The following is a 23,675-nucleotide window of genomic DNA, read 5'->3' on the forward strand; positions in this document are numbered from 1 at the left end:
CCGAACAGAAAAATACGGAGTTAACGCCGAGGACGAAACAGCGGCACTTGCGCGACAGCGCCGCGGCCTGAGGGAGCCGGCTTCTTCTTGCTGCTCTCAAGCGAATGGTTCCCGAAAAGCACAAATGGCCCACCGCGCCGATCCATGACCGGCGCGGCAAGGCTGATGTCAACTGAGGAAAGCGCGGATCTCGGCCGCGATCTCGGCTGCATGCGTTTCGAGGGCGAAATGGCCGGTGTCGAGGAATTTGACGATCGCGTCAGGAATGTCCCGACGGTAGGCCTCGGCACCTGGCGGCAGGAAGAACGGATCGTGCTTGCCCCAGATAGCCAGCAAACGCGGCTTGTAGGTACGGAAATAGTCCTGAAAGGTCGGATAGAGCGCAACGTTGCTCTTGTAATCCCCGAAGAGATCGAGCTGCACTTTCTCCGCGCCCGGGCGTGCCAGATAGAAACTGTCAAGCGAATAGCCATCCGGAGAAACCCTGGCAGCATCCGGAACCCCGTGGGTGTACTGCCACATCGTCGCTTCCGGCTCCAGGAAAGCCTTCAGCGCATTGCGGTTTTCCTCCGAAGCCTCGCGCCAATAGGCCTCGATCGGGTTCCAGCCATCGCTGAGGCCTTCCTCATAGGCGTTGCCGTTCTGGGAGATGATCGCCGTGATCCGTTCCGGATGCTTCACCGCCAGCCGGAATCCGGTCGGCGCACCATAGTCGAAGACATAGACGGCATAGCGATCGAAACCGACGATTTCGGTGAAGCGATCGATCGTCTCGGCGATGCTGTCGAAGCTGTTGCTGCCTTTCGGCGCGTCGGATTGTCCGAAGCCTGGAAGGTCCGGCGCAATGATATGGTAGCGATCGGCCAAAAGCGGGATGAGGTCGCGATACATATGGCTGGAGCTCGGGAAGCCATGCAGCAGCAGGAGCTTGGGCGCGCCGGACGAACCTGCCTCGCGATAGAAGACCTTGACACCTTCGACGTTGACGGTGCGATAATGGATGTTAGTCATGACAAAGTCCTTTCATAACCTTCCTATTCGAATTTTTGGAGTTACCAATCCAGAATTCAGATGGTGATGGCAACCTTCCGAATGCGAACGATGGCGATAGCCGAAGACTCCGCCGACTAAGACGGCGATCGCCTTTCCCGGCCATATTCATCCGCTTGAGCATTATAGACAAGAGCAATATCTGCCCCTTCCGAGGACATCGGCTTCTCCTTATGTGGAAATAGTAACCTCTCAAATGAAGATAATAGGGTTACGCTTGATATGCGTAACTTGTCAAGAGGCTTTTGACAGGTTATATAGACACGATGTTTTCGAGCGGCCGCTCAGTATCCCTGCCGGCCGGAAAAAGGAGTAGCCGATGGGCAACCACTCGCCCGCCATCTTCGTTGGCGACACGCTGGGACTGGATTTCCTCAATTCGGTCGCAACGCCTGTGGATGTGCCGATCGACTGGATCGATGACGGAGAGGGCCTGCTGCGCTGGCTGGAACAGGCCGACCTCGTCTCGCGAGAGACGCTCGCTGCCATGCGCGAACAGGCCTTACCCGGCGAACTCGACAAGGTCGCCGATCAGGCAAGAAGTCTGCGTGAATGGTTCAGGGCCTTCGTGCTAGCCCGCAAGGGAAAGCCGCTGACATCGGATGTCTTGAACGAACTGGAGCCGCTGAACCGTCTGCTGGAACGCGACGAAGGCTACGCCCGGATCGTCGCAAATCCGGCGGACGAAAATGGCGAATTCAGTTTTCTGCCGATGCGGAAATGGCGCTCGCCCGAAGCGCTGCTATTGCCGATTGGCGAAGCGCTGGGGCGCTTTGTCTGCACGGAGGATTTCTCCGACGTGAAGGCCTGCGAGGGCCACGCATGCACCTTGCTTTTCGTCGACCATACGCGCGGCCACCGCAGACGCTGGTGCAGCATGGCGATGTGCGGCAATCGCGCCAAGCAGGCAGCCCATCGGCACCGGCTCAAACAGAGCTGATGCCCGCCGCGCGAAAAAATTGAAGGCTTTGTGCGACGATGAGCCGGAGCTGAATATAACTCGCTCCGGCTCAGCCACCGCTGAATCGCGCCGACAGCTATCTGTCGGCTCAGACCGGATCTTCCCTGTGCAGATCATGGATGGCGACGGCATCGTCGCTGAAGGGCGGCAGCAGCCATTCACTATGGCGTAGCGTGCGCTTGGTATCCTCCAGCCCCATGTCCCAATGCTCGCGCATCGAGGTGCCGGAGAACTCGTAATCCTTGGCATGGCCCTCGTAGTTCTTGTGCTGATAGATCAGATGCACGATGTTGACGACGCCGGCATCGGAATAATCGGCGATCAATTCTTCCTCTTCCGGGCTCAACTGATCCCTCGGAACACGTTTCAACGCACCCAGGAGCTTCATCTTCAGCCCGTGAATGCGCTTGAAATTGTCGGTGTTCTGCCGCGTGCGGCTGGAATACATGATGTCCTTGTGACGCGACAGCACGTCCGGCATGCTGCGCGGCAGCACGCCGCGGGCGCTGAACAGATCCACCTGGAACACGAGCGAGCTGCGATCTTCTTCCTGATCGAGCAGATATTGCAGCGGCGTGTTGGAGACGATGCCGCCGTCCCAATAATATTCGCCTTCGATGCGGACGGACGGCAAGGCCGGCGGCAGGGCGCCGCTTGCCATGATATGCTCGGGACCGATGCGGACTTTGTCGGTGTCGAAATAGACGAAATTGCCGGTGCGGACATTCACCGCGCCGACGCTGAAGCGCTTCTTGCCATCGTTCAGCAGGTCGAAATCGATCAGCATTTCGAGCGTCTTCTTCAGCTCCGCCGAGTCGTAGAAGCTGGTGGCACCTTCGGCTCCCGGCAATTCAAGCCAGGGATTGGGAAAGCGCGGCTTGAAAAAGCCGGGCTGGCCCATGGTCATCGTCATCCACGAGCTGGTGCGGTTGCGGATATCGCGGAAGAAATCGCCTTCCGGCGTATAGGCCCAGATCTTGCGGCCGGAGATGATCTGCCAGAACTGTTCGAGGCGCTGCAGGCGCCGGCTCGGTTCGTTGCCGGCGATGATTGCAGCATTGACCGCGCCGATCGAGACACCCGAAAGCCAGGTAGGCTCGCATCCCGCCTCGGCAAGCGCCTGATAGACACCGGCCTGATAGGCACCGAGCGCGCCGCCGCCTTGGAAGACCAGGGCAACACGGTCATATTGCGCGGCTATTTCCGGGATGGTCGGCGCTGCCGCCTTGGTATTTCGTTCGAGCACGGTCCGTCTCCACTATGGTCTTAACAACAAAGCTTTCAGTTATCTGCGCTCGGCGAGATAGTCGTGAACGACTTCGCCAAGCCCAAGCGTCAGATCGGCGGTGAAATGAACGGCCGAGACCACTTCGAGAACCGGCAGCCGCGCGACATCGGCCATGACATGCGGCCTGAGATCGAGGGCGGCGGGGGAAGTCCAGGCTTCCTTGATGGTGATATCGGTGAGGTAATAGCGTACGAGCTCGCAGATGCGCGGGGTGGCGTCGACATGCGGCACGATCTTGATCAGGAAGTTGGGCTCCGACAGAGCGGCCAGAAGCGGTCCCTGATCCACCGGCTTGTGCTTGTAGCCCATCGTTCCCGTGGCGCAGAGGACGCTGCCGTAATGCAGGGTTCCGACGATGACCTCGCCTTCGTTGACGATTTTCGGATTGGCCAGCTTCTTGGGAAAGCCCCAGATCTCGCGGCCGCCGGTGATCGGCGCATCGTCATCCAGATACATGGAATGGACATAGCCGCCCTTTTGTCCGCGATAGGTAACCGGAATGACCTGCCCGGTCTCGGTATAGTCGCCGAAGCCGGTGGAATCGGGCATGCGGATGAATTCGTATTTCACCAGCGGCTCGTAGATCTCGAGCGGCGCGGGCACGACCGCCTCCAAGGCTTCGCGCGTGGTGCGGTAGGTGATGATGATGTATTCGCGGTCGAAGAACCGGTAGGGTCCAGGTGGATAGGAAGGATTGGTCAGCGGCATCGCATAGGCATGCTTCAGAATGTCTTCGACCTTCATCTTATTGTCCGTCGTTGGAGGAAATCGCCGGGCGCCGGAGCGAAAACTTGCACGGTTGCATGACAGTGAAGTGTCAGCCGCAGAATGGTTGCGCAGGAGCGGACCTGCCACTGTTATCAAAGCGACATATCCGGCTGGCAGTGTGCGCTCATCTTGAGCATTTCCCTTTACCCAACCATGTCATAGCGATTGCGGGAGTAGCATAATGGGTTCGTTGACTTCGAAGAATGCGCTGGTCACCGGTTCGACCAGCGGTATCGGCCTTGCGATCGCGCGCGCCTTTGCCGCGGAAGGCGCGAATGTGACGATCAACGGCCTTGGCGATGCCGATGCGATCGAAAAGGAACGGGCTGCCATCGAAGCCGATTTCGGCGTGAAGTGCCGCTACTCCGGCGCCAACATGATGAATGGCGAGGAAGTGACATCAATGGTACGCGAAGCCGAAGAAGCTTTCGGCAGCCTGGATGTTCTCGTCAACAATGCCGGTATCCAGTTCGTGGCCCCGATCGAGGAATTCCCGGACGATAAGTGGGAAGCCATCATCCGCATCAATCTCCTTGCCGCCTTCTACGCCATCAAGGCCGCCATTCCCGGCATGAAAGCCCGCAAATGGGGTCGCATCATCAATACGTCTTCGGCGCACGCGCTGGTCGCCTCTCCGTTCAAATCGGCCTACGTCTCGGCAAAGCACGGCATTACCGGCCTCACCAAGACCATCGCGCTCGAAGCCGCGCGGGACGGCGTTACCGTCAATTCCATCGCGCCCGGCTATGTCTGGACGCCACTCGTCGAGAAGCAGATCCCCGAGACGATGAAGGCACGCAACATGACGGAAGAGCAGGTCAAGCACGATGTGCTGCTGGCCGCCCAGCCGACGAAGGAATTCGTCACCGTTGACGAAGTTGCTGCCATTGCGGTCTTCATGTGCAGCGAGGCCGCAAAGCAGATTACCGGTACGACGCTTTCCGTCGACGGCGGCTGGACTGCCGAATAATACCCCAGATCGTAGCCGGCGCATGTTCGAAGAACGGATCGGCTTGCTGCAGTCGAAGGCTGCAGCAGTTACATGAAAACAGAGCAGGAGGCGCATAATGACCGATGAAACACACGATCCGCTCAGCCGCATCAAGGATGAGATCGTCGATAGCTTTGACGAGGAGCTGGAGATGCAGCTCGAAGAGGACCGGCTGGACGAGTTGGTCGCAGAGGGCCTTATCGGCGAAGGCGAAGAGGCGCTCGATCGCCGCATCTATTTCCGCGAACTCTTCCGCCTTCAGCACGAGCTCGTGCGCCTGCAGGACTGGGTGCAGTACAAGAAGTTCAAGGTCGTCGTACTGTTCGAGGGCCGCGATTCCGCCGGCAAGGGCGGCGCCATCAAGCGTGTCACTCAGCGCCTCAATCCGCGCGTCTGCCGCGTCGTCGCATTGCCGGCTCCGACCGAGCGTGAGCGGCATCAGTGGTATTTCCAGCGCTATACCGCGCATCTGCCGACAGCCGGCGAAATGGTGTTGTTCGATCGCAGCTGGTACAATCGGGCCGGCGTCGAGCGCGTCATGGGCTTCTGCTCGCCCGATGAGCTGGAAGAATTCTTCCGTTCCGTACCGGATTTCGAGCGCATGCTGGTTCGCTCCGGCATCATTCTCCTGAAATACTGGTTCTCGATCACCGACGAAGAACAGGAATTCCGCTTCAACATGCGCATTCAGGATCCGCTGAAGCAGTGGAAGCTTTCGCCGATGGACCTGCAAAGCCGCGTACACTGGGAAGAATACACCAAGGCGAAGGAAGAGATGCTCGAGCGCACGCATATTCCCGAGGCGCCATGGTGGGTCGTCCATGCCGTCGACAAGAAGAGGGCGCGCCTCAACTGTATCGCGCATCTCCTGAACCAGATTCCCTACGAAAACGTACCAAAGCCGGAAATCGTCCTGCCGGAGCGCCTGCGTCATGTCGATTATCATCGCACACCGGTTCCGCCGGAAATGTACGTGCCCGAAGTCTACTGACTAGAGCAATTCCAGGAAAAGTGCTGAGCGGTTTTCCGTCCGGAATTGCTAGATAACAAAGAGTTAGAGCGGTTTAGGGGTTCTGTGAAAAACTAAAGCGCTCTAACTCCGCCACCGGCGAGCAAGGCCGGCTCAAGGTCAGACTGGGCGGTAGGCCCATCCGGATATGGCGCCCAAGCCCAGCCGCCGCAGGAGCTCATAGGCAACTCTTCGGTTGATGGGATTGTGCAGCCTGAGGACTTTCGAGCCGAGAAAATCCATCTCGGCATGCTCGAAAGGCATGAGATGTCGTGCCCTGCCAAGTGCGGCTCGATAGATTTCATGAAAATCCCGCCGGCAGACATAGGTCTTGTACTTGGTCATGCAAAAGGCGGCAAAGGTATCGCTGTTCCTGCGCAAAAAATCCGAGACGCCGATCGTCACCTCCGGCCAGGCTGGATTGAATGTATCGTCGAAAGCGATGATGCCATGATCGGCCAGCACGCTCTTCGCCAGCCGGCTGTCGGCAACGATGTGGCGAAGCAGATGTCCTCCATCGACGCTGAAAAAACGAACCTGCCCAACTTTGTCGATGATTTCCTGCGGATCGAGCCTGGTGCTATCGCCGGTTATGACGAGGTCTTCATCGACGGGAATGCCCAGTGATCTTCCGTTGTCGAGGAAGCGTTGATATTGCGCACCATCCGCTTCTACGTCGAAAAGGTCGATCGCAAGCACATTGTCATCGGGGGCGCTGATTTTGCGCAGCAAGAAATAGGACCGCCCATAATAGACCCCGATTTCGGCGAGGCCGCCGTGTAGTTTTTCCTGCCTTTGCTTTTCGATCAGCGACAGGAAGACAAGCGCATCCGGCGGGTCGATATAACCATCGATTTTCTGAAGATCGCGAAACACAAATTTTCGAACGCCCGATTTCAAATGTAAACCTCACTGGTTTTCTTCGTGCATCTCGCCGCCGAGCGCCCTCATCAAGGGGGACCAGTCGGTCGAAAAATGCACCGTTTCTGCAAGGACCGCGCACAGCGAAGCCGCAAGCTCCCGAAAACTGGGGTGGGACTGTGTCAAGACGAGCGCCGCAAACTAATATGACGACCTTTCTGTCGTATTTCGGATAGTGATGCGCGGGTTGGATAGTTCCAGCCTATATCGGCCCCCAATATCGAAACCGCGTCGCAGACAATGGCGAATAGCGAGCCGGCACATTAAGTGATGTATAATGTGAGTCTAAAATTCACATCATCGGCCGAGGAGACCGTTATGACTGCGCCGCATCCCTCGAAAACGCATATCGGCAACCACGCGCTGCATCCCGAAACCCAGATGCTGAATTATGGCTACGACCCGGAGCTGTCCGAGGGCGCGGTCAAGCCACCTGTTTTCCTGACCTCCACCTTCGTCTTCAAATCGGCCGAGGACGGGCGCGATTTCTTCAACTACATATCCGGCCGCACCGAACCGCCGGCAGGCACCGGCGTCGGGCTTGTCTATTCGCGCTTCAACCACCCCAACAGCGAAATCGTCGAGGATCGGCTTGCCGTCTATGAGCGAACGGAAAGCGGCGCGCTATTTTCCTCCGGCATGTCGGCGATCGCCACCACGCTGCTGGCCTTCGTCCGCCCCGGCGATGCGATCCTACATTCCCAGCCGCTCTATGGCGGAACGGAAACGCTTATCGCCAAGACATTCCTCAATCTCGGCGTTTCGGCAGTGGGGTTCGCAGACGGCGTCAGCGAAACTTCAGTGACGGCGCGCGCGGAGGAAGCAATGGCCAAGGGCCGAGTGTCTGTCATTCTGGTGGAGACACCCGCCAATCCGACCAATAGCCTGGTCGATATCGCCATGATCCGCCGCGTGGCCTACACGATCGGCAAGAAACAGGGCCATACGCCGATCATCGCCTGCGACAATACCTTGCTAGGCCCGGTCTTCCAGCGGCCGATCGAGCATGGCGCCGATATTTCCCTTTATTCCCTGACCAAATATGTCGGCGGTCATTCCGACCTGATCGCCGGCGCCGCCCTTGGGTCGAAAGCCGTCATCAAGCAGGTCAAGGCGCTGCGCGGCGCAATCGGCACCCAGCTCGATCCGCATTCCTGCTGGATGCTCGGCCGCTCGCTGGAAACGCTGCAAATCCGCATGGAACGGGCCGACAGCAACGCCCGGGCCGTGGCCGATTTCCTGCGGGATCATCCGAAGATCGAGCAGATACATTACCTGCCCTATACCGATCCGTCCTCGGCCACGGGCCGCACCTTTGCCACCCAGTGCAGCGGTGCAGGCTCGACCTTTTCCTTCGATATCAAGGGCGGCCAGCCGGCATCGTTTAAATTCCTGAATGCGCTGCAGATCTTCAAGCTCGCGGTCAGCCTTGGCGGCACGGAATCGCTTGCCTCCCATCCGGCGACAACAACGCATTCCGGCGTTCCGGTGGATGTGCGCCACCGCATCGGCGTGCTGGAATCGACGATCCGGTTGTCGATCGGGATCGAGCATCCAGACGATCTGATCGCCGATCTGGCGTCCGCGCTCGAAGTCGCATGATGGAGATCCTTCGATTTACGACGCGGATGAACGCTGCAACGGTCAGCTATGCCCGGTCAGAAGGTTCGCATCCCGTGCGAGGCGCCACTCGCCATCGGCCTCCTTGCGCAGAAGCGTGAGTGTGTAGCCCGACTGATTGATGGCATCGCCGCCTGGCGGTGTCGTCGTGATGTCGATGTGGTTGCGAATGAAGGCCCAGTCGCCGAGCACCCGCAATTCGACGATCTCGCTGGCGCCCTCCATCTTTACGCCGTCCTTGCCCTTGGAGGCTGCCGAGAAGGCTTGCTTGCCAAACGGCTCTCGGCCCGGCACCATGAAGACGACATCGTCCGTCATCAGCCCTAAAACGGTTGCCGTATCGCCCGCCTTGCTCGCGGCAATCCAGGTTTCCACGACTTTCCGGATTGCCTTTTCATCCTCCGTCATTCCGAAATCTCCTCCATAGGCAGCGCCGCATTGCAGCGGCGGCTGCGTTTCAATTCATGAGGCGAGAACCATTGGACGGAGAAAGTCGGCATTGCCTATGCTCAATCATCCGGCCAGGTTTCAATATCCGGATTAACGATATAGTGCGCTCCGTCACGCCGAACATAGCAGATAGCGAGCCTTCTTCGCCCCAGACGAACCGATCTATTCCGGCTCATCCTTGGGCTTGGCGGCGCGCAGGGCATCGCTAAGCTCCATTCTGGCCGTTCCGATCAGCTGCTCCATGGCAAAACGGGCGGCATCGGGACGGCGCATGCGGATCGCATCCAGAACATCCTGATGCCGGGCGATCGCATATTCGTGCGATTGGCTCGCCCTATTGGTCAGGCGGAAACTTGCAAGCAGGGCTGCCCGGATGGCGGTGGCGAATTGGCGGAAGACCCAATTGCCGCTGGCATTGATGATGGCGGTGTGAAACTCCAGGTCCGCCTGACTCCATGCCTCGTTGTCACGAGCATTGGCGGCGACCATATCCTCGAAAGCCTCGGCGATCTGCGCGAGCTGCTTTGCCGTGGCATTGGCGGCAGCCTGCGCGGCGGCGGCAGGCTCCAGCACCTGCCGCGCATCGAGCAGGGAATCGTAGAAGCTGCGGTCATTGCTGAGCGCCAGGGTGGCGTCGAGAACCAGCGGATCCAGATAGTTCCAGTTCTCGCGCGAAAGGACTGTCGTGCCGGCTCGCGTGCGCGAGCGGACCATTCCGAGCGCCGACAAATATTGCATGGCCTCGCGCAGGCTGGTGCGGCTGACGCCATAGGCCTCGGAAAGCTCGGCTTCGTTCGGCAGGATCGAGCTTTCCGCGAGAACGCCCGACACGATCTGCTCGATGAGTTTCTTCAACAGTTCCTCGCGAACGGTGCGCCTTCCCTGTTCAGGCGCAGCCCCACCCCGTGTCCGTAAAGACCCCAAACGCGTACTCATCACTTGCACTCCCTTCCGCTGGCCCGGTGGCAATCATGAGCGGCGCCACGCCCTGGCATCAATGCGCAACTGCGAGCTCGGCAATCTTCTCCCAAGGAATTTGATCGTCACAAGCGGGCGCGATGCCCTGCCGCCGATGAGCGCAGATTGTCAAGCAGAACGGCGATCAGCAGAATGCAGCCGCGCACGAGATATTGATAGAAGGCCTGGATATTCAGCAGATTCATCACGTTCTCGGCGATGCCCATGATGAGGACGCCGACGATCACGCCCGTCATCGCCGCGCGGCCACCTGCCAGCGACACGCCGCCGAGCACGCAGGCGGAGATGACGGATAGTTCGAGCCCGGTTGCCGCATTCGGCTGGCCCGACGTGATACGGGAGGCGAGCAGAATGCCGGCGATGGCGCAGACGAGACCCTGCAAGGCGAAGATCCAGATCCGCATGTTGACGACATTGACGCCGGCAAGTCTCGACGCCTCGGGATTGCCGCCGATCGCAAGGGTATTCTTGCCAAAAACGGTGCGATTGAGCATGAAGCCGAAGATGAGGAACAACAGCACCATGATCCAGATCGGCGTCGGCACGGTCAGGAAGCGCGACAGCGCCAGCTGATAGAAGGCGGGATCGTTGATGCCGACGGCGCGGCCGTCAGAAGCGATCAATGCGAGACCACGAACGATCTGCATCGTGGCGAGCGTCGTGATCAGGGCATTGATGCGGAACCTGGCGATGACGACGCCATTGACGACACCGACGAGGCCGCCGCTGATCAGCGCCGCCAGCAGGCCAAGCGGGATCGAGCCGGTCGAGTTCGACACCATGACGGCGATCATGCCCGAGAAGGCGACGGTCGAGCCGACCGACAGGTCGAAGTCGCGCGAGGCAAGGCAGAACATCATAGTGCAGGCGACGATACCGATCGTCACCACCGACTGCAGCAGACCGAGCATATTGCGCTCCGTCAGAAAGCTCGGAACGAAGAGCGACACGATCACGAAGGCGATCGCGAAGATCACCACCAGGCCCTGTTCGCCGAGAAGAAGTTTTTTCAACGAGTTCATCGTTACCATTCCTGAATTAGATTGTGCCGGCGGCATTCTTGTCGGGCAGAGCCGCGGTCAGAATGGCGCGTTCGTCGAAATCGGCGCGGGCGACGTTGGCGGCGACGCGGCCCTGGCACATGACCATGATGCGATCGGAAATACCCATGACCTCGGGAAGCTCGCTGGAGATGACTATGATCGCCATGCCGTCGGCGGCCAGCTCATAGAGGATTTCATAGATTTCCGACTTGGCGCCGACATCGATGCCGCGCGTCGGCTCGTCGATGACGAGCACCTTGACCCCTTGTTCGGAAAGCCAGCGGCCAAGGATGACCTTCTGCTGATTGCCGCCCGACAGATTGACGATATCCTGCCGGCGCGAGGGCGTGCGCACCCGGAGCTTGGCGATGAACCGATCGGCGACCGCGGCTTCCTTCTTCGGATTGAGGATGCCGAACGGCGAGAAATGCCGCCTCGAGGAGATGGCGATGTTCTCCTCGATCGACCGTCCCTGAATGATGCCGTCGAACTTGCGGTCCTCGGGGCAGAGAACCATGCCGGCACTGATCGCAGCCTTCGGATTGTTCGGCGCGACGGCAACTCCGTCTATCGAAACGCTGCCCTGGTGACGGTGATCGGCGCCATAGAGAAGGCGGGCCATCTCGCTTCTGCCGGCGCCGATAAGGCCGAAGAAGCCCAGGATTTCTCCTTTGCGGACCGAGAAGCTGACAGGATTGCGCAGCTTCGAACCGGACAATTGCTTGGCCTCCAGGCGCACCTCGCCGAGCGGCCGTTCGCGCCAGTTCCAGATATTGCTGATCTCGCGGCCGACCATTTGCGCGATGATCTGATCCCGCGTCGTATCGGCGATGCTGGGATGATGCGCCGCGAGCTTACCGTCTCGCAGCACGGTGAGGCTGTCGCAGAGCCGGAAGATTTCATCCAGGCGATGCGAGACATAAAGAATGACGGTGCCGTTAGCTCTTAGACGGTCGATCAGCGAAAACAGGATTTCGCTTTCGCGTGACGATAGCGACGAGGTCGGCTCGTCGAGCGCGATCACCCGCGCCTCGACCATGACGGCCTTGGCAATCTCCACCATCTGGCGGGCGCCGATCGACAGCGAGGAAATTTTGGCTGCGGGATCGACGTCGATGCCGATTTCCTTGAGCTTGGCGCGGACGGTCTCGACCAGCGTCTTGCCGTCGATCACACCGGCCTTGCCGGGAAAACGACCGAGCCAGAGGTTCTCGGCGACGGTCAGCTCCGGTACCAGCTGCAGCTCCTGGTGGATGACGACGACGCCGGCATGAAAGGCATCGCGGACGGAGCTGTAATGCTGCTCCACCCCATCGATGACGATACTGCCCGCATGTGCCGCCTGATCGCCGGAAAGGACCCGGATCAGCGTCGATTTGCCGGCGCCGTTTTCGCCCATCAGCCCATGCACCGCGCCCCTTTTCACATCGAAAGAGACGTCGGACAGCGCCTGAACGCCCGGATAGCCCTTGGAAATGCCCTTGAATTCAAGGAAAGCCATACTTGCTCCATCGAGAGAAGGTCCGGCGGCGGCAATGGGCCGCCGGACGGAAATCACCCTTGAGGGATGATCATTCGATGCCGAGATCCTTGCGAACCTTTTCGTAGTCACCGCGCAGCGCCAGGGAACCGGAGGTCAGCGTCAGCTTCGGCGGCTCCTTGCCGTTGGCAATCCAGTCATACATATCGAGCGCGGTCTCGTAGCCGTGGCGCTTCGGCGAGATGATGACCGTGCCGAAGAAGCCTGTCGCGGCGGGCTTCTTGAACTCGTTGATCGCCGAATCCGCACCACCGATCCCGACGCCGATCATGTTGGTGGCCGGTATGCCCACCGATTCCGAGGCGCGGACGGCGCCGAGCACGGCTTCGTCGTTAAGGCCGAAGGCGACCCAGTACTTAATATTGGCATGCTTGTTGAGAACCGTGGTCGCGGCGTTGAGTGCTGCTTCCGTGTCGGTCTTTGCCTGCGGCGCGTCATAGATATTCGCGGCCGGGAAGCCCGCGGCCTTCATGATAGAGATCGCGCCTTCGACGCGGTCGACGGCCGTCGGCAGCTGATCGTAGGAGACGCGGATCGCGCCGACATTCTTCATGTCCCAGCCGCGCTTCTTGACTTCATCGATTATCGCCTGCCCCACGGTCTCGCCGATCTTGGTGGCGGAGATGCCCATATGCGGTACATCCTCGAGCGGCTTGCCTTCGGCATTGACGAGGCGGTCGTCGACGGTCATCAGCTTCAGCTGGTTGGCGGCGGCCTTGGCGACGATGCCGGGGCCGAGCTTGACGTCGGGCGTGCAGACGATGAAGCCCTGCGCGCCCTGCGCCCCGAGATTGTCGATCGCCGACTGAACCTTCTCGCCATCCTCGGCGCCGATCTTGACGAGCGTGAAGCCCTTCTCCTTGGCGGCCTGATCGGCAAATTTCCACTCATCCTGGAACCAGGGCTCCTCCGGCTGCTTGACGATGAACCCGATCTTGACGTCTTTAGCAAGCGCCGAGCCGGCGGCCAGAACGGCAAACGCGCCCGCAAGGATGGCTGCTTTGAAAAAGCGCATGGTCTCTCTCCCTAAAATCTCGCTCTGCCACTTGTCGGCAGCAAAGTGTGAATAGGAAAAAACATCATACCGGTCAATATTTATGTATGATTATTTATTCTGTCTTGCTGACATGGGCTGAGCCTTATCCAGGAAAACGGCACGTTTCCGATGAAAACAAGATGGTTACACATGAGAAACCGGCAACATGGAAAAAATAAATCCTATATATCTGTTGACATTAAAAGGCGCGAATATAGGGTGCCCGACCATTCGGGATCGGCCTGATGGCGAGGGGATGGCAGCCGTTCAATGAGCATCATCGATTTGCAGGACGGCTTGTTTTCGGTTCGCGCATCGACTTTGGGCGGCATATTGCTCGACTATACCTGGGCCGCGGATGGCGACGAAATTGCGCTTCTCAGACCGGCGCCGGATAATGCCAGTGCACCCTCTTCCGCCTGCTATCCGCTGGCCCCCTTCGGCAACCGCATCCGGAACAACCGTTTCACATTCGAAGGACGCGACTACCAGCTTCGGCCGAACACGGCGTCGGACCCTCATTATCTGCACGGTGACGGCTGGCAGGGGGAATGGTCCATTCTCTCTCGCAGCGGCAACGAATTGAAGATCGGCTTTCGCCATCGAGGGGAAAATACGCCCTATAGTTACGATGCGAAGCAGACCATTGCGCTGTCGTCCGAAGGGCTGACGCTGCAGATGAGCGTGGAGAACACCGGCACGGTCGCGCTGCCATTCGGGCTTGGCTGGCATCCCTATTTCCCGATGACGCCGCAAACGACGCTTTTCGCGCCGGCGCAGCGATTTTGGACGGAGACCGAGGGCTTTTTGCCGGGAGAACGTACCGCTATTCCGGCGGATCTCGACTTTTCCCGGCCGTCGCCGCTTCCTCGCCGCTGGGTCAACAACGGCTTCGAGGGATGGAGTGGCGAAGCGCGGATTGACTGGCCAGAAAAGGGCGTAAGCCTGCGTCTGACTGCCGACGCATCGATCAGGCACGCCTTCATCTTCGTCCCCGACACAATTTTCAACCCGGCCTTTCGCCACGACTATTTCTGCTTCGAGCCGATGTCCCACCTTGCAAACGGTCATAACCTTCCGGATCTGGGAGATCTGAAAATCCTGCAGCCTGGAGAAAGCCTTTCGGGGTCGGTCCATCTGCAGCCACAAAAATATCCGGAATAGCCGACGACCGCTCATCGCTCAAATTTCCGGACCACGCCAAAAGAGGAACACCGAATGCCAAATCGCCTTTCCGGAAAAAGGGTCTTCATTACCGGAGCCGCACAGGGGATCGGTCTGGCAATCGCCGAAGCTTTTGTAGCCGAAGGCGCGCATATCTTTCTCATTGACCGCGATGAAGCCCTTCTCGAACAGGCCGCTGCCAAGCTGAAGGAACAAGGAGGCATCGTCGGCTATCAGGCGGCCGACATTACCGATGCCGCCGCCATGGGTGCGGCCGTCGCCAAGGCAGCGGCGGAGATCGGCAGCATCAATGCGCTGGTCAACAATGCCGGCGTCAACGTCTTTGCCGAACCGCTGCAGCTGACGGACGAGGATTGGGAGCGCTGCTTCGACATTAACCTCAAGGGCGCCTGGAATTGCTGCCGCTCCGTTCTGCCAGGGATGATCGCCTCGGGCGGTGGCGTCATCCTCAATATCGCCTCGACCCATGCCTTCACCATCATTCCGCACACCTTCCCCTACCCGCTCGCCAAGCATGCGCTCCTCGGCATGACCAAGTCACTGGGGATCGAATACGCGTCGAAGAATGTACGCGTGAATGCCCTGGCGCCCGGCTACGTTGCGACACAAAAAGTCATCGATTATTGGAACGGCTTTCCCGATCCGGAGGCGGCAAAGGCGGAGACGCTGAGGCTGCATCCAGGCGGGCGTATCGCCGCGCCGCGGGAAATAGCGCTGGCCGCCGTCTTCATGATCTCGGATGAATGCCCCTTCATGAATGCCACATGCCTGACCGTGGACGGCGGCCTGAGCGTGCTGCAGCATCAATGATGTTGGCCCCGCGTTGCCGACGCCGACCCGGCCCAATACGGCAAACACGCAATATGCTATCGCGACGTGAGCTGGGCGATCGACAGCATAAGATCCGCGCTCATGCCAACTCCGGAGCCACGGTTTAGGATGGCGGATGCAGGCGAGGCGGTATTTGCGCCGTTTGCCGCGTCATATACGGCGGCGAAGCGCTTCAGCAGGTTGCTCACCTTGCCGGCATCATGCAAATCCTTGACCGGAAAAAGCTTCTCCAGCATCTTCGCCTGGCGGCTCACATCCATGTTCGACATCGACGCCGGTAGCGAGTAGGTCGTCTTGATCACATTGTAGAGCGCCGGATCGGACATGATGTCGTAGACGGAATTGATTTGCGGCGCCTTTCGCTGAAAATAAAGCGCAAGGCGGACACCATCGTTGGAGGCACCCTGCTGGGTTTCCAGGGTCTGATGGAGAAAGAGATCGTCCGTGGCGAGGCGCGCGCCCTTGTTTTGCCCTGGTTCGATCTTGGCGGTCGTCAGGTTGCCCTTGGCGTCGAAATTGAAGACGTTCACCATGGCCTTGAACTTCTGGCCTGCCGGCGTGTTCAGGAATCCCTTGGCATCTTCGGGATCGGCGGTGAGGGCCTTCTTCAAGGTCGCCTTGTCGACCGTCTTGGGGTCGATATTATTGGCGACGAGAATGAATTCCGTCACCTTCTTATCCGCCAGGAGCTCATCGACGGTGTCGACCTTGGCAATCGACTTGCTGAATTCAGTCGCCGCGTCCTTCGCATCCTTGATCGCCTTGTCCCGCATCTCACCCGTCAGCCCGAACGTCTTCGCTTTCGAATAGGCGGAAATGAAGCTGTTGATCGAGCCCTTCGACAAGGCCGTGACCGGATCCCGGAGATTACCCTTACTGTCGAAGTTGAATGCCTTGGCAAGCTCGACATACCTCTCGTCCTTCAGGGAGCTGACATAGCTCTTGCTGTCATAAGGATTGCTTTCCAGGATCTTGCGCAATTGGTCCCGCGAGACCTCATTCTTGCCGATCCCGAAGGCACGGAGCGCCATGTCCTCGATCGTCGGCAGATCCTTGCTCTTCGTGTCATTGGCGGCGAAGAAATCCTCGATCGTCTTGATTTTGCCGACCGCCGACTTGTAGTGGTCCTCCGCATCCTTGAACAAGGCCTGCTTGGCACCCTTGGCCTGCGTCAAATATTTGATGGAGATATCGTCTATGGCTTGCGCCGATTGCGCTGATTGCCCCGCCGGCAGCGTTCCGTCGGACGCGAAATTGAAATGAGCGACCATATCCTTCATGCCGGAGACATCGGCATAGGTGGGGTTGGCGAAAGCGAGATTGAATTGGGCCGGCGTGAGTTTGGCGCTGAGACCGAAAGCCTCCTTGATATAGGAGAAAAGCCTGTTGTCGCCGGTGATGTCACTCAGCGACGTCACCTTCGTGATTGCCTGGCGATAATAGTCGTCGTTGCTGACGGCCATGGTCGGGGTCAGCAGGCTCGGGACAGTATTGTTATAGCGAGAGATCATCGCTTCCTTCTGCTGCGTCGTTTGCGCCGACGCGGCGGAAAGCGTTCCATCATCATTGAAATTGAACTGCGATGCGATCAGCTTATAGGTTGCCTGAGCCGATGCCGAAGAGAAGTTGCCTGCCTGATTGACGAAGCTGTTCGGATCGCTGACATCACTGGTCAGAACCGACGTGAGAAACGACTTCGATATATTGTCCGGATTGATGCCATGCGCCCGCAGGATGTAGTCTCTCATCCTGCTGCTGTTGACGATATCGTCGACATTCGACACCTTGTCGATCCAGCTGTCGTAGAATTTGCTCTCCTTCGCTGCCAAAGTTGTTTCATTGGCGAAGGATTGCTCATAGAGCCCGATCGTATCGCTCTTCTGGGCATCGGTCTGAGCTGCCTGATTCTTTGACTTGCCACCGAAGTTGAAAGCCGCGGCAAATTGCCGGTAGCGGCTATCGGTCAATTTGTTTGCGAAACTATTCGGATCGCTGAGGTCGCTTGTCAAAACCTTCTTCATGAAGGCCTTGGCATAGGTCATGTCTTCTAGGCCATAGGCCTTCATTGCATAGCTGTAGAGCTTATGGTCGCTGACGAACTCATCGACATTCTTGATCTTGCCGATGTGCGCATCATAATATTGCTGGTCGCTTTTGACCGTTGTCTGCTTGGCGATGCGCGCAAGCGTCGACGCCATATCCTTTGTCGCGGTCACATAGCCGAGATACGTTGAAATCATCGATCGCCCCCACAGCGCAATTCACCAGCATTCGCCCCAAAGCCGACTATCGCAACCAGACCTTGCGCGAGGCTAGATCGCAATCTGCGGGCATTGCTTTCGGAAGCCCTTCGGCCATCGTGGCGACGGCTTTCCTTCAGGCCGGCGGCTGCGCGGCCAACGGATAGCGAACATAGGCAAAGGCGCTGGAATCCGGTGACCAGGAGCTCACATTGATCGTTCCCTGGCCGCCGTTGAAAGCGTCGAGATCTCGTGCCGTGCCTCCGTCCGCCGGCATGAGACGGAGGATCACCTGCTTGTCCGCGGGATGGCCGATCGTTCCCTTTGGATAGCTCAGATAGACGAGATCGCGGCCGTTGGGCGCCGGATGCGGGAACCAGTTCACCCGATCATCATGCGTGAGCTGCTCCAGCTTGGAACCGTCCGGGCGCAGGCGGAACACCTGAGCATGCCCCGGCTGCATCGCCGCAGCCTCGGAATTGAAATAGATCCAATGCCCGTCGGGCGAGAATTCAGGCCCATCGACGGGGCAAGCACCATCGGTCAGAAACACATCCTCGCCGCCGCCGGCGGCGGGGATGGTGCAGATGCGGGTGAAAATGCCGCCGCCAACGCGGCGCTCCAATCCGACATAGGCGAGCGTCCTGCCGTCGGGGGAGATGCCATGCAGGTAGTATTTGAAATCTCGGGACGGATCGTGCTCGTTGGAAACACGCTGAGGCGCGCCACCTTCGAACGGCACCTGATAGAGATGACCGTCATTGGCGCTGACGAAGAAGGAGCGACCATCGGGTGATACGACATGGTCGTTGTTCAGGTTTTCCATCGGGGCTGTATTGATGCGGTGCGGCCCGTCCCGTCCATCGGGAGAGATGCGGAACAGGCGACCGTCGCCGTTATAGATCAGCCATTTGCCATCCGGCGACCAGTTGGGAGCCTCGATGAGTTCGCCGGTTTCGTAAATCACGCGAGCAGTCGATGAGGCGAAATCAAAGACGACGAGCTCGCTGATCTGGCCCGGCAGCAGATGCCGGGATTCCGATCCTGGGCGCATGGATGGCATGATGTCTCCTCCGCTTTCAGTCATGGTCACACATATAGCCGTACTTCAATCGTCTGCCACTGGCGGAATGAAATCCTTGCCATCGAGCCGGCGCTCGCCGATCGTACGAATGCTGAGCTGACAATACGATCCTCGCCGATGAACTCTCGGTCCAAACGTACAGTCTGCGAAGCTGAGGGCACGGCACGAATTGACGCATTGCGCTTGCGATGGGCCTGCCCTATGACTGCAACCTCATCCGCGAAATGCTGTGGTGGGGACAGGAATGCGGAAGACGATTTCGCGAACATTTCAGTGGAGCGCGCGCATCCTTTGCGCCGTGGCGCTGTTGTTTGTCGGCTTCGCCCATCAGCCGGTCGTCGCCACGGCGGATGAGATTTCCCCGCTGGAGCTTGCCCAATACCGGCTGCCGGATGGATCACTGCCCATCCTCTGCGTCACCTATAAGGATGCCGACGGCAAGGTTCATGGGAAAGCCTATGCGCCGGGATGCGAGGCATGCCGGATCGCCTCGGCTGCCCTTCTGCCGGCGCCTCCCACCGAGGTTTGCGAGCGCCTTGCCTCTCCGCGTGGAGAGACGGTCGTCGCAAGATCTGAGGCTTTCCACCGCCAGCTTTATCCGCCGAACACAGGTCCAAGAGCACCACCCATCCTCGACATCGTTGGCTGAACCGGCGTTGCGGCTTTCACCGTGACGCCTGCCGTCAACGGCTGCCGTCATGCGCGACGTCAAGTCGTGAAATCCGAGGATTGGTGTCCCTAGCTGTACTTTGCCTAACGAGGCGGCTCGATCGGTCCGGCTGGTCACGGAAAGCAAGCTCACTCCAAATGGCGAACCATCGCCCTCCTCCTCGGATCGACCGCGCGCGGCAGCCTGCCGATCTTCGGAGGATTTCATGTCTGCCTTTACCGCTGCAGAGCCTGCAGCCACAGCAACCCACAATATCTCGCTCTATCGCGCGATCTGGCGCTGGCATTTTTTCGCCGGTCTTCTCGTCATTCCATTCATGCTCAATCTGGCGATCACCGGATCGCTCTACCTATTCAAGGATCAGATTGCCGATACCTTCTACGCGCATCGCTATCTCGTCGCCGAGACCGGCACGCTGCTGCAGCCGCAGCAGATCGCAGATGCGGCGCTTGCAGCCTTCCCGGGCGCCCACGCAACCTCCTATCACGAAGCGTCGGCCCCGAACCGCTCGGCCTGGGTTACGCTGTCAAAAGACGGCCAATCGACCATCGTCTATGTCAATCCCTATGACGGCGGCATCTTGGGGTCGGTCGGCTCGAAACAGGAGTTCGGCTGGGTCGTCAAGCGCATCCACAGCCTCGAATATTTCGGCAAATGGAGCAATCGCCTCATCGAGATCGTCGCCGGCTTCGCCCTCGTTCTCGTGGTCACCGGCATCTATCTGTGGTGGCCGCGACAGCAGACCGGCGGCGTGCTCACCGTTCGCGGCAACCCGTCGCGGCGCGTCTTCTGGCGCGACCTGCATGCCGTGACGGGCGCGCTTGCCGGCACTCTCATCTTCTTCCTGGCCTTCAGCGGCATGTCCTGGTCCGGCTACTGGGGCGCCAATCTCAATGCTTGGCTGACCGCTCACAATTTCGGAACACCGGCAGCAGTCTGGGACGAAGTTCCGAAATCGACGAAGGTCATGCAGGACATCGTCAGCCAGGCCGGCTGGGTGGTCGAAAATGCCCCCGTTCCATTGTCCGACATCGCGGCGGCGCAGTCGGCAAAGCCGATCGGCCTGAACAAGGCCGTCGCCATCATGCACGGCCTCGGCATGGTCGCCGGCTCCGACCTTGCGATCCCGACGGATGAAACCGGCGTCTATACCGCCAGCCATTATTTCGGCGATCTCGGCAAGGAGAGGACTGTTCATGTCGACCAGTATTCCGGAAAGGCGCTCGTCGACATCTCCTATGATCAATATCCGGCGCTCGGTAAGGCGATCGAATGGAGCAACAATGTCCATCAAGGGCAGGAATGGGGCCTCTTCAACCAGCTTCTGATGCTGTCCGCTTGCCTGGCCATTATCCTGTGCTGCGCGACCGCCGCGACCATGTGGTGGAAGCGCAGGCCGGCAGGCCGCCTCGGCGTGCCGCCGATGCCGCCACAAAAGTCCGTCTATGTCAGGCTCTGGTTCATCACCATTGTTTTCGGCGCAGCCTTCCCGCTGACGGGAGCCGCTATCGCCGTAATGCTGCTGATCGACCAGCTCGTGGTTCGTTTCGTGCCGCCGCTCCGGCGCTTCCTTTCCTGACGAGATCGGGCGGAGCCGTCGGCTTCGTCTGCCCGCTCCCTTTTTGCATCAAGGATATCGATCGTGTTGAAACGCGCTTTTGCTCCCGCCGCCTTCGGGCTGGCATTCCTGCTTTCCTCCATGGCCTTTGCCGACGAAATCAAGATCGGCGATCTCACAATCTCCACTCCCTATATTCGCGCTATGGTGCCGGGTGCGCCTGTCGGCGGCGGCTATGTGACCATCACCAATACGGGCGATACCGACGACCGGCTGATCGCGGCAAGCTCGCCGCGTGCCGGAACGGTCCAGATCCACGAGATGAGGATGGACAAGGACATTATGGTGATGCGCGAGCTTGCCGATGGCCTGCCCATACCGGCCGGCAAGACCGTCGAGCTCAAGCCCGGCGGCTATCATGTGATGTTCATGAAGGTCGCAGAGCCCTTTCTTCAGGGCCAGACGGTAAAGACAAGGCTCACCTTCGAAAAGGCCGGCTCGGTCGAGGTGGATTTCCCGGTCGGATCGATCGCGGCGAACAAGGAGACATCCCATGTCAAATAGACAACGCTTCGCCGCAATGGTCGTCGCTCTGACGCTTATCGTCGGCGCCGGCGCTATCGGCTACGCAACGTTCCCTATGACGCCGCAGGTCCGGGCAGCCGGCAGCTTTGGTGCAGCCTTCACGCTCACGGGCGATCGCGGACAGCCCATTACCGAAAAGGCCCCGTCGGGTCATCCTTCGCTCGTCTATTTCGGCTATACGCATTGCCCCGATGTCTGCCCGACAACCCTCTATGATATGTCGGGCTGGTTCAAGACGCTTGGGCCGCAAGCCGACAAACTGAAGGCCTATTTCTTCTCCGTCGATCCGGAGCGCGATACGCCCGAGATCATGCGCAGCTACACCGGCAATTTCACCGACCGGATCACCGGCATCACGGGCGATCCCAATGAGATGCAGAAGGCCATCCAGGGCTGGCGCATCTATGCCAAGAAAGTCCCCAGTCCGGATGGCGGATATACCATGGATCACACCGCATCCGTATTGCTCGTCGATGCCGGCGGCAATCTGAGGGGCACGATCGCCTATCAGGAAAATACCGACGTCGCGCTGCAAAAGATCCGAAATCTGCTGCTGCAGGAATAGTTCCATGGCACCCGATCACCACTGAAAAACAACGATTCCGTCCGGCAGGCCTGCGGGCCATGAACATGATAAGGAAACCAGATATGCCTTCGATGAAGAAATTGCTCCTCGCCGCTGCCGCAATCAGCATCGCGCTCGCCGGCCAAGCCATGGCCCACGCCCATCTGAAATCAGCCGTTCCGGCGGCCGACGGCATAGTCAAGGCGGCGCCGTCGGAACTCGACCTCACCTTTTCCGAAGGTCTCAACCTGAAATTCAGCGGCATCAAGGTGACCGGCCCCGACAAGGCAGCCGTCAAGACCGGCGACGGCACACTGATGAACAAAGACACGACATTGATGGTACCGGTCACCGACAAGCTTGCGCCCGGAAAGTACACGGTCGAATGGCATGTACTCTCCACGGATGGGCACAAGACCAACGGCACCTATAGTTTTACCGTTGCGCCATAACGCATGCGGAAGCCGTCCGCGACCATGCGGGCGGCCTCACTTTCGGCAAATGGGATATCGTTCCGTCTGATCTTTCGGCGTCCTGCAAAGGCTCACGACGGGCTTTCAACGCAACCCTGCAGGAAGATCGCCGCGCACCCCGCCGCGCGGACCTGGATCTCTTCGTCATCCGGTGCTCGCCGCTGGCCCAGCATGACGGCCCTTTGCGGCTCCATGGTCATCATTCCCCGCAGGAAGCCGGCCGCAAGAGAGATATCGGAGATTCTAATCGCTCCCTTGTCGCGCTGGCTGCGCAGCCAGGCCTCGAAGACTACGGCCGAAGCCTTGATCGCCCGCTCATAGAAGGACGCCGCGATCTCGGGAAAGCGATCGGCCTCGGCGACGGCCAGACGATTGATTGCGATGGTTTCCGGATCCAGCGCCAGACGGCCGTAGGCGATCAGGATCTGCTCGAGTTGATGATGCAGGTCCGGGTGCTTCAACAGCCCCTGGTCCACCTCGACGTTGAAACGGGCGATGCGATCGGTAACCACCGCATTGAAGATTTCTCCCTTGCTGTCAAACAGCCGATAGACGGTCTTCGTCGAAACACCCGCGTCCTGCGCGATGTCGTTGATGCATGCCGAGGCATAGCCCGCTTCCAGAAAGCGCTTTCGCGCGGACGAGAGCACGATTGCCCGGGTATCGTCATCACAACGAACCTGCGGTCGTCCTCGCGGTCGTTTCGTGACTTTTGGATTTAGGATCATAGATATTTTCCAAAATACTGTTGACTTAGATTTTATAGCGCTTATTTTGGAAAACATCAAGTTTCCAAATTGAACTTGGCCGCTACCCCTGCCCGGCAGCG

At 59.1% G+C, this 23,675-nt stretch carries 23 protein-coding genes; 11 read left to right on the forward strand and 12 right to left on the reverse strand.

The window, feature by feature from the left end; all coding sequences use genetic code 11:
- Positions 1–168 precede the first annotated feature (168 nt).
- A complete protein-coding gene (locus tag HGP12_RS08560; protein ID WP_168839337.1) occupies positions 169–1,011 on the reverse strand; it encodes an alpha/beta fold hydrolase in 843 nt (280 codons plus the stop codon).
- A gap of 358 nt (positions 1,012–1,369) precedes the next feature.
- On the opposite strand from HGP12_RS08560, the gene HGP12_RS08565 reads away from it, so the two are divergent.
- Complete coding sequence (locus HGP12_RS08565) at positions 1,370–1,990, forward strand: ABATE domain-containing protein (protein ID WP_168839336.1); 621 nt, start codon at positions 1,370–1,372, stop codon at positions 1,988–1,990.
- Between the two features lie 109 nt (positions 1,991–2,099).
- Here the strand turns inward: HGP12_RS08565 and HGP12_RS08570 are convergent, their stop codons facing one another.
- Both HGP12_RS08570 and HGP12_RS08575 read right to left on the reverse strand, forming a co-directional pair.
- A complete protein-coding gene (locus HGP12_RS08570; protein WP_168839335.1) occupies positions 2,100–3,257 on the reverse strand; it encodes a patatin-like phospholipase family protein in 1,158 nt (385 codons plus the stop codon).
- Between the two features lie 39 nt (positions 3,258–3,296).
- Positions 3,297–4,043, reverse strand: coding sequence for an acetoacetate decarboxylase (locus tag HGP12_RS08575; protein ID WP_168839334.1), 747 nt, complete (start codon positions 4,041–4,043; stop codon positions 3,297–3,299).
- Between the two features lie 205 nt (positions 4,044–4,248).
- On the opposite strand from HGP12_RS08575, the gene HGP12_RS08580 reads away from it, so the two are divergent.
- The gene (locus HGP12_RS08580; protein WP_168839333.1) at positions 4,249–5,037 is read left to right on the forward strand and encodes a 3-hydroxybutyrate dehydrogenase; all 789 of its coding nucleotides are present in this window, start codon (positions 4,249–4,251) and stop codon (positions 5,035–5,037) included.
- A 97-nt stretch (positions 5,038–5,134) separates the two neighbouring features.
- Positions 5,135–6,049: a polyphosphate kinase 2 gene (ppk2, locus tag HGP12_RS08585; RefSeq protein WP_168839332.1), complete on the forward strand. Its 915-nt coding sequence runs from the start codon at positions 5,135–5,137 to the stop codon at positions 6,047–6,049.
- A gap of 138 nt (positions 6,050–6,187) precedes the next feature.
- On the opposite strand, the gene HGP12_RS08590 is transcribed toward ppk2, so the two are convergent.
- Positions 6,188–6,967 (reverse strand): class I SAM-dependent methyltransferase, encoded by a 780-nt coding sequence (locus HGP12_RS08590; protein ID WP_168839331.1) that lies wholly within the window; start codon positions 6,965–6,967, stop codon positions 6,188–6,190.
- 339 nt (positions 6,968–7,306) lie between these two features.
- Here HGP12_RS08590 and HGP12_RS08595 point away from each other — a divergent pair, with 339 nt between their 5' ends.
- Positions 7,307–8,590 (forward strand): cystathionine gamma-synthase family protein, encoded by a 1,284-nt coding sequence (locus HGP12_RS08595; RefSeq protein ID WP_168839330.1) that lies wholly within the window; start codon positions 7,307–7,309, stop codon positions 8,588–8,590.
- Between the two features lie 42 nt (positions 8,591–8,632).
- Here the strand turns inward: HGP12_RS08595 and HGP12_RS08600 are convergent, their stop codons facing one another.
- The 5 genes from HGP12_RS08600 to HGP12_RS08620 all read right to left on the reverse strand — a co-directional run bounded on the left by HGP12_RS08600 (position 8,633) and on the right by HGP12_RS08620 (position 13,634).
- A complete protein-coding gene (locus tag HGP12_RS08600) occupies positions 8,633–9,016 on the reverse strand; it encodes an SgcJ/EcaC family oxidoreductase (RefSeq protein WP_168839329.1) in 384 nt (127 codons plus the stop codon).
- A 204-nt stretch (positions 9,017–9,220) separates the two neighbouring features.
- On the reverse strand, positions 9,221–9,994 hold the full coding sequence (locus HGP12_RS08605) for a FadR/GntR family transcriptional regulator (RefSeq protein ID WP_168839328.1): 774 nt from the start codon (positions 9,992–9,994) through the stop codon (positions 9,221–9,223).
- A gap of 107 nt (positions 9,995–10,101) precedes the next feature.
- Positions 10,102–11,058, reverse strand: a complete 957-nt coding sequence (araH, locus tag HGP12_RS08610; protein ID WP_168839327.1) for an L-arabinose ABC transporter permease AraH — start codon at positions 11,056–11,058, stop codon at positions 10,102–10,104.
- 16 nt (positions 11,059–11,074) lie between these two features.
- Positions 11,075–12,580 (reverse strand): L-arabinose ABC transporter ATP-binding protein AraG, encoded by a 1,506-nt coding sequence (gene araG, locus HGP12_RS08615; RefSeq protein WP_168839326.1) that lies wholly within the window; start codon positions 12,578–12,580, stop codon positions 11,075–11,077.
- A gap of 70 nt (positions 12,581–12,650) precedes the next feature.
- Positions 12,651–13,634 (reverse strand): arabinose ABC transporter substrate-binding protein, encoded by a 984-nt coding sequence (locus tag HGP12_RS08620; protein WP_168839325.1) that lies wholly within the window; start codon positions 13,632–13,634, stop codon positions 12,651–12,653.
- 291 nt (positions 13,635–13,925) lie between these two features.
- Between HGP12_RS08620 and HGP12_RS08625 the strand changes: the two genes are divergently transcribed.
- A complete protein-coding gene (locus HGP12_RS08625; protein ID WP_168839324.1) occupies positions 13,926–14,819 on the forward strand; it encodes an aldose 1-epimerase in 894 nt (297 codons plus the stop codon).
- Positions 14,820–14,873: 54 nt separating this feature from the next.
- Entirely contained in the window at positions 14,874–15,650 is a 777-nt protein-coding gene (locus tag HGP12_RS08630) for an SDR family oxidoreductase (RefSeq protein ID WP_168839323.1), read from the forward strand.
- A gap of 56 nt (positions 15,651–15,706) precedes the next feature.
- Here HGP12_RS08630 and HGP12_RS08635 read toward each other — a convergent pair whose 3' ends face one another.
- The gene (locus HGP12_RS08635) at positions 15,707–17,911 is read right to left on the reverse strand and encodes a DUF1217 domain-containing protein (protein WP_168839322.1); all 2,205 of its coding nucleotides are present in this window, start codon (positions 17,909–17,911) and stop codon (positions 15,707–15,709) included.
- Between the two features lie 136 nt (positions 17,912–18,047).
- Positions 18,048–18,974, reverse strand: a complete 927-nt coding sequence (locus HGP12_RS08640; RefSeq protein WP_246703292.1) for a TolB family protein — start codon at positions 18,972–18,974, stop codon at positions 18,048–18,050.
- 265 nt (positions 18,975–19,239) lie between these two features.
- Here HGP12_RS08640 and HGP12_RS08645 point away from each other — a divergent pair, with 265 nt between their 5' ends.
- The 5 genes from HGP12_RS08645 to copC all read left to right on the forward strand — a co-directional run bounded on the left by HGP12_RS08645 (position 19,240) and on the right by copC (position 22,825).
- A complete protein-coding gene (locus tag HGP12_RS08645) occupies positions 19,240–19,644 on the forward strand; it encodes a hypothetical protein (RefSeq protein ID WP_168839321.1) in 405 nt (134 codons plus the stop codon).
- Positions 19,645–19,870: 226 nt separating this feature from the next.
- On the forward strand, positions 19,871–21,244 hold the full coding sequence (locus HGP12_RS08650; protein WP_168839320.1) for a PepSY-associated TM helix domain-containing protein: 1,374 nt from the start codon (positions 19,871–19,873) through the stop codon (positions 21,242–21,244).
- Between the two features lie 63 nt (positions 21,245–21,307).
- Entirely contained in the window at positions 21,308–21,787 is a 480-nt protein-coding gene (locus tag HGP12_RS08655; RefSeq protein WP_168839319.1) for a copper chaperone PCu(A)C, read from the forward strand.
- Positions 21,777–22,373, forward strand: a complete 597-nt coding sequence (locus HGP12_RS08660; protein WP_168839318.1) for an SCO family protein — start codon at positions 21,777–21,779, stop codon at positions 22,371–22,373. Before HGP12_RS08655 ends, HGP12_RS08660 begins: the two co-directional genes overlap by 11 nt.
- 83 nt (positions 22,374–22,456) lie before the next feature.
- Positions 22,457–22,825: a copper homeostasis periplasmic binding protein CopC gene (gene copC, locus HGP12_RS08665; RefSeq protein WP_168839317.1), complete on the forward strand. Its 369-nt coding sequence runs from the start codon at positions 22,457–22,459 to the stop codon at positions 22,823–22,825.
- 92 nt (positions 22,826–22,917) lie between these two features.
- Here copC and HGP12_RS08670 read toward each other — a convergent pair whose 3' ends face one another.
- A complete protein-coding gene (locus tag HGP12_RS08670) occupies positions 22,918–23,574 on the reverse strand; it encodes a TetR/AcrR family transcriptional regulator (RefSeq protein ID WP_168839316.1) in 657 nt (218 codons plus the stop codon).
- Between the last annotated feature and the right edge of the window lie 101 nt (positions 23,575–23,675).

The organism is Rhizobium sp. P28RR-XV (assembly GCF_012641385.1).
Classification (GTDB): domain Bacteria; phylum Pseudomonadota; class Alphaproteobacteria; order Rhizobiales; family Rhizobiaceae; genus Rhizobium.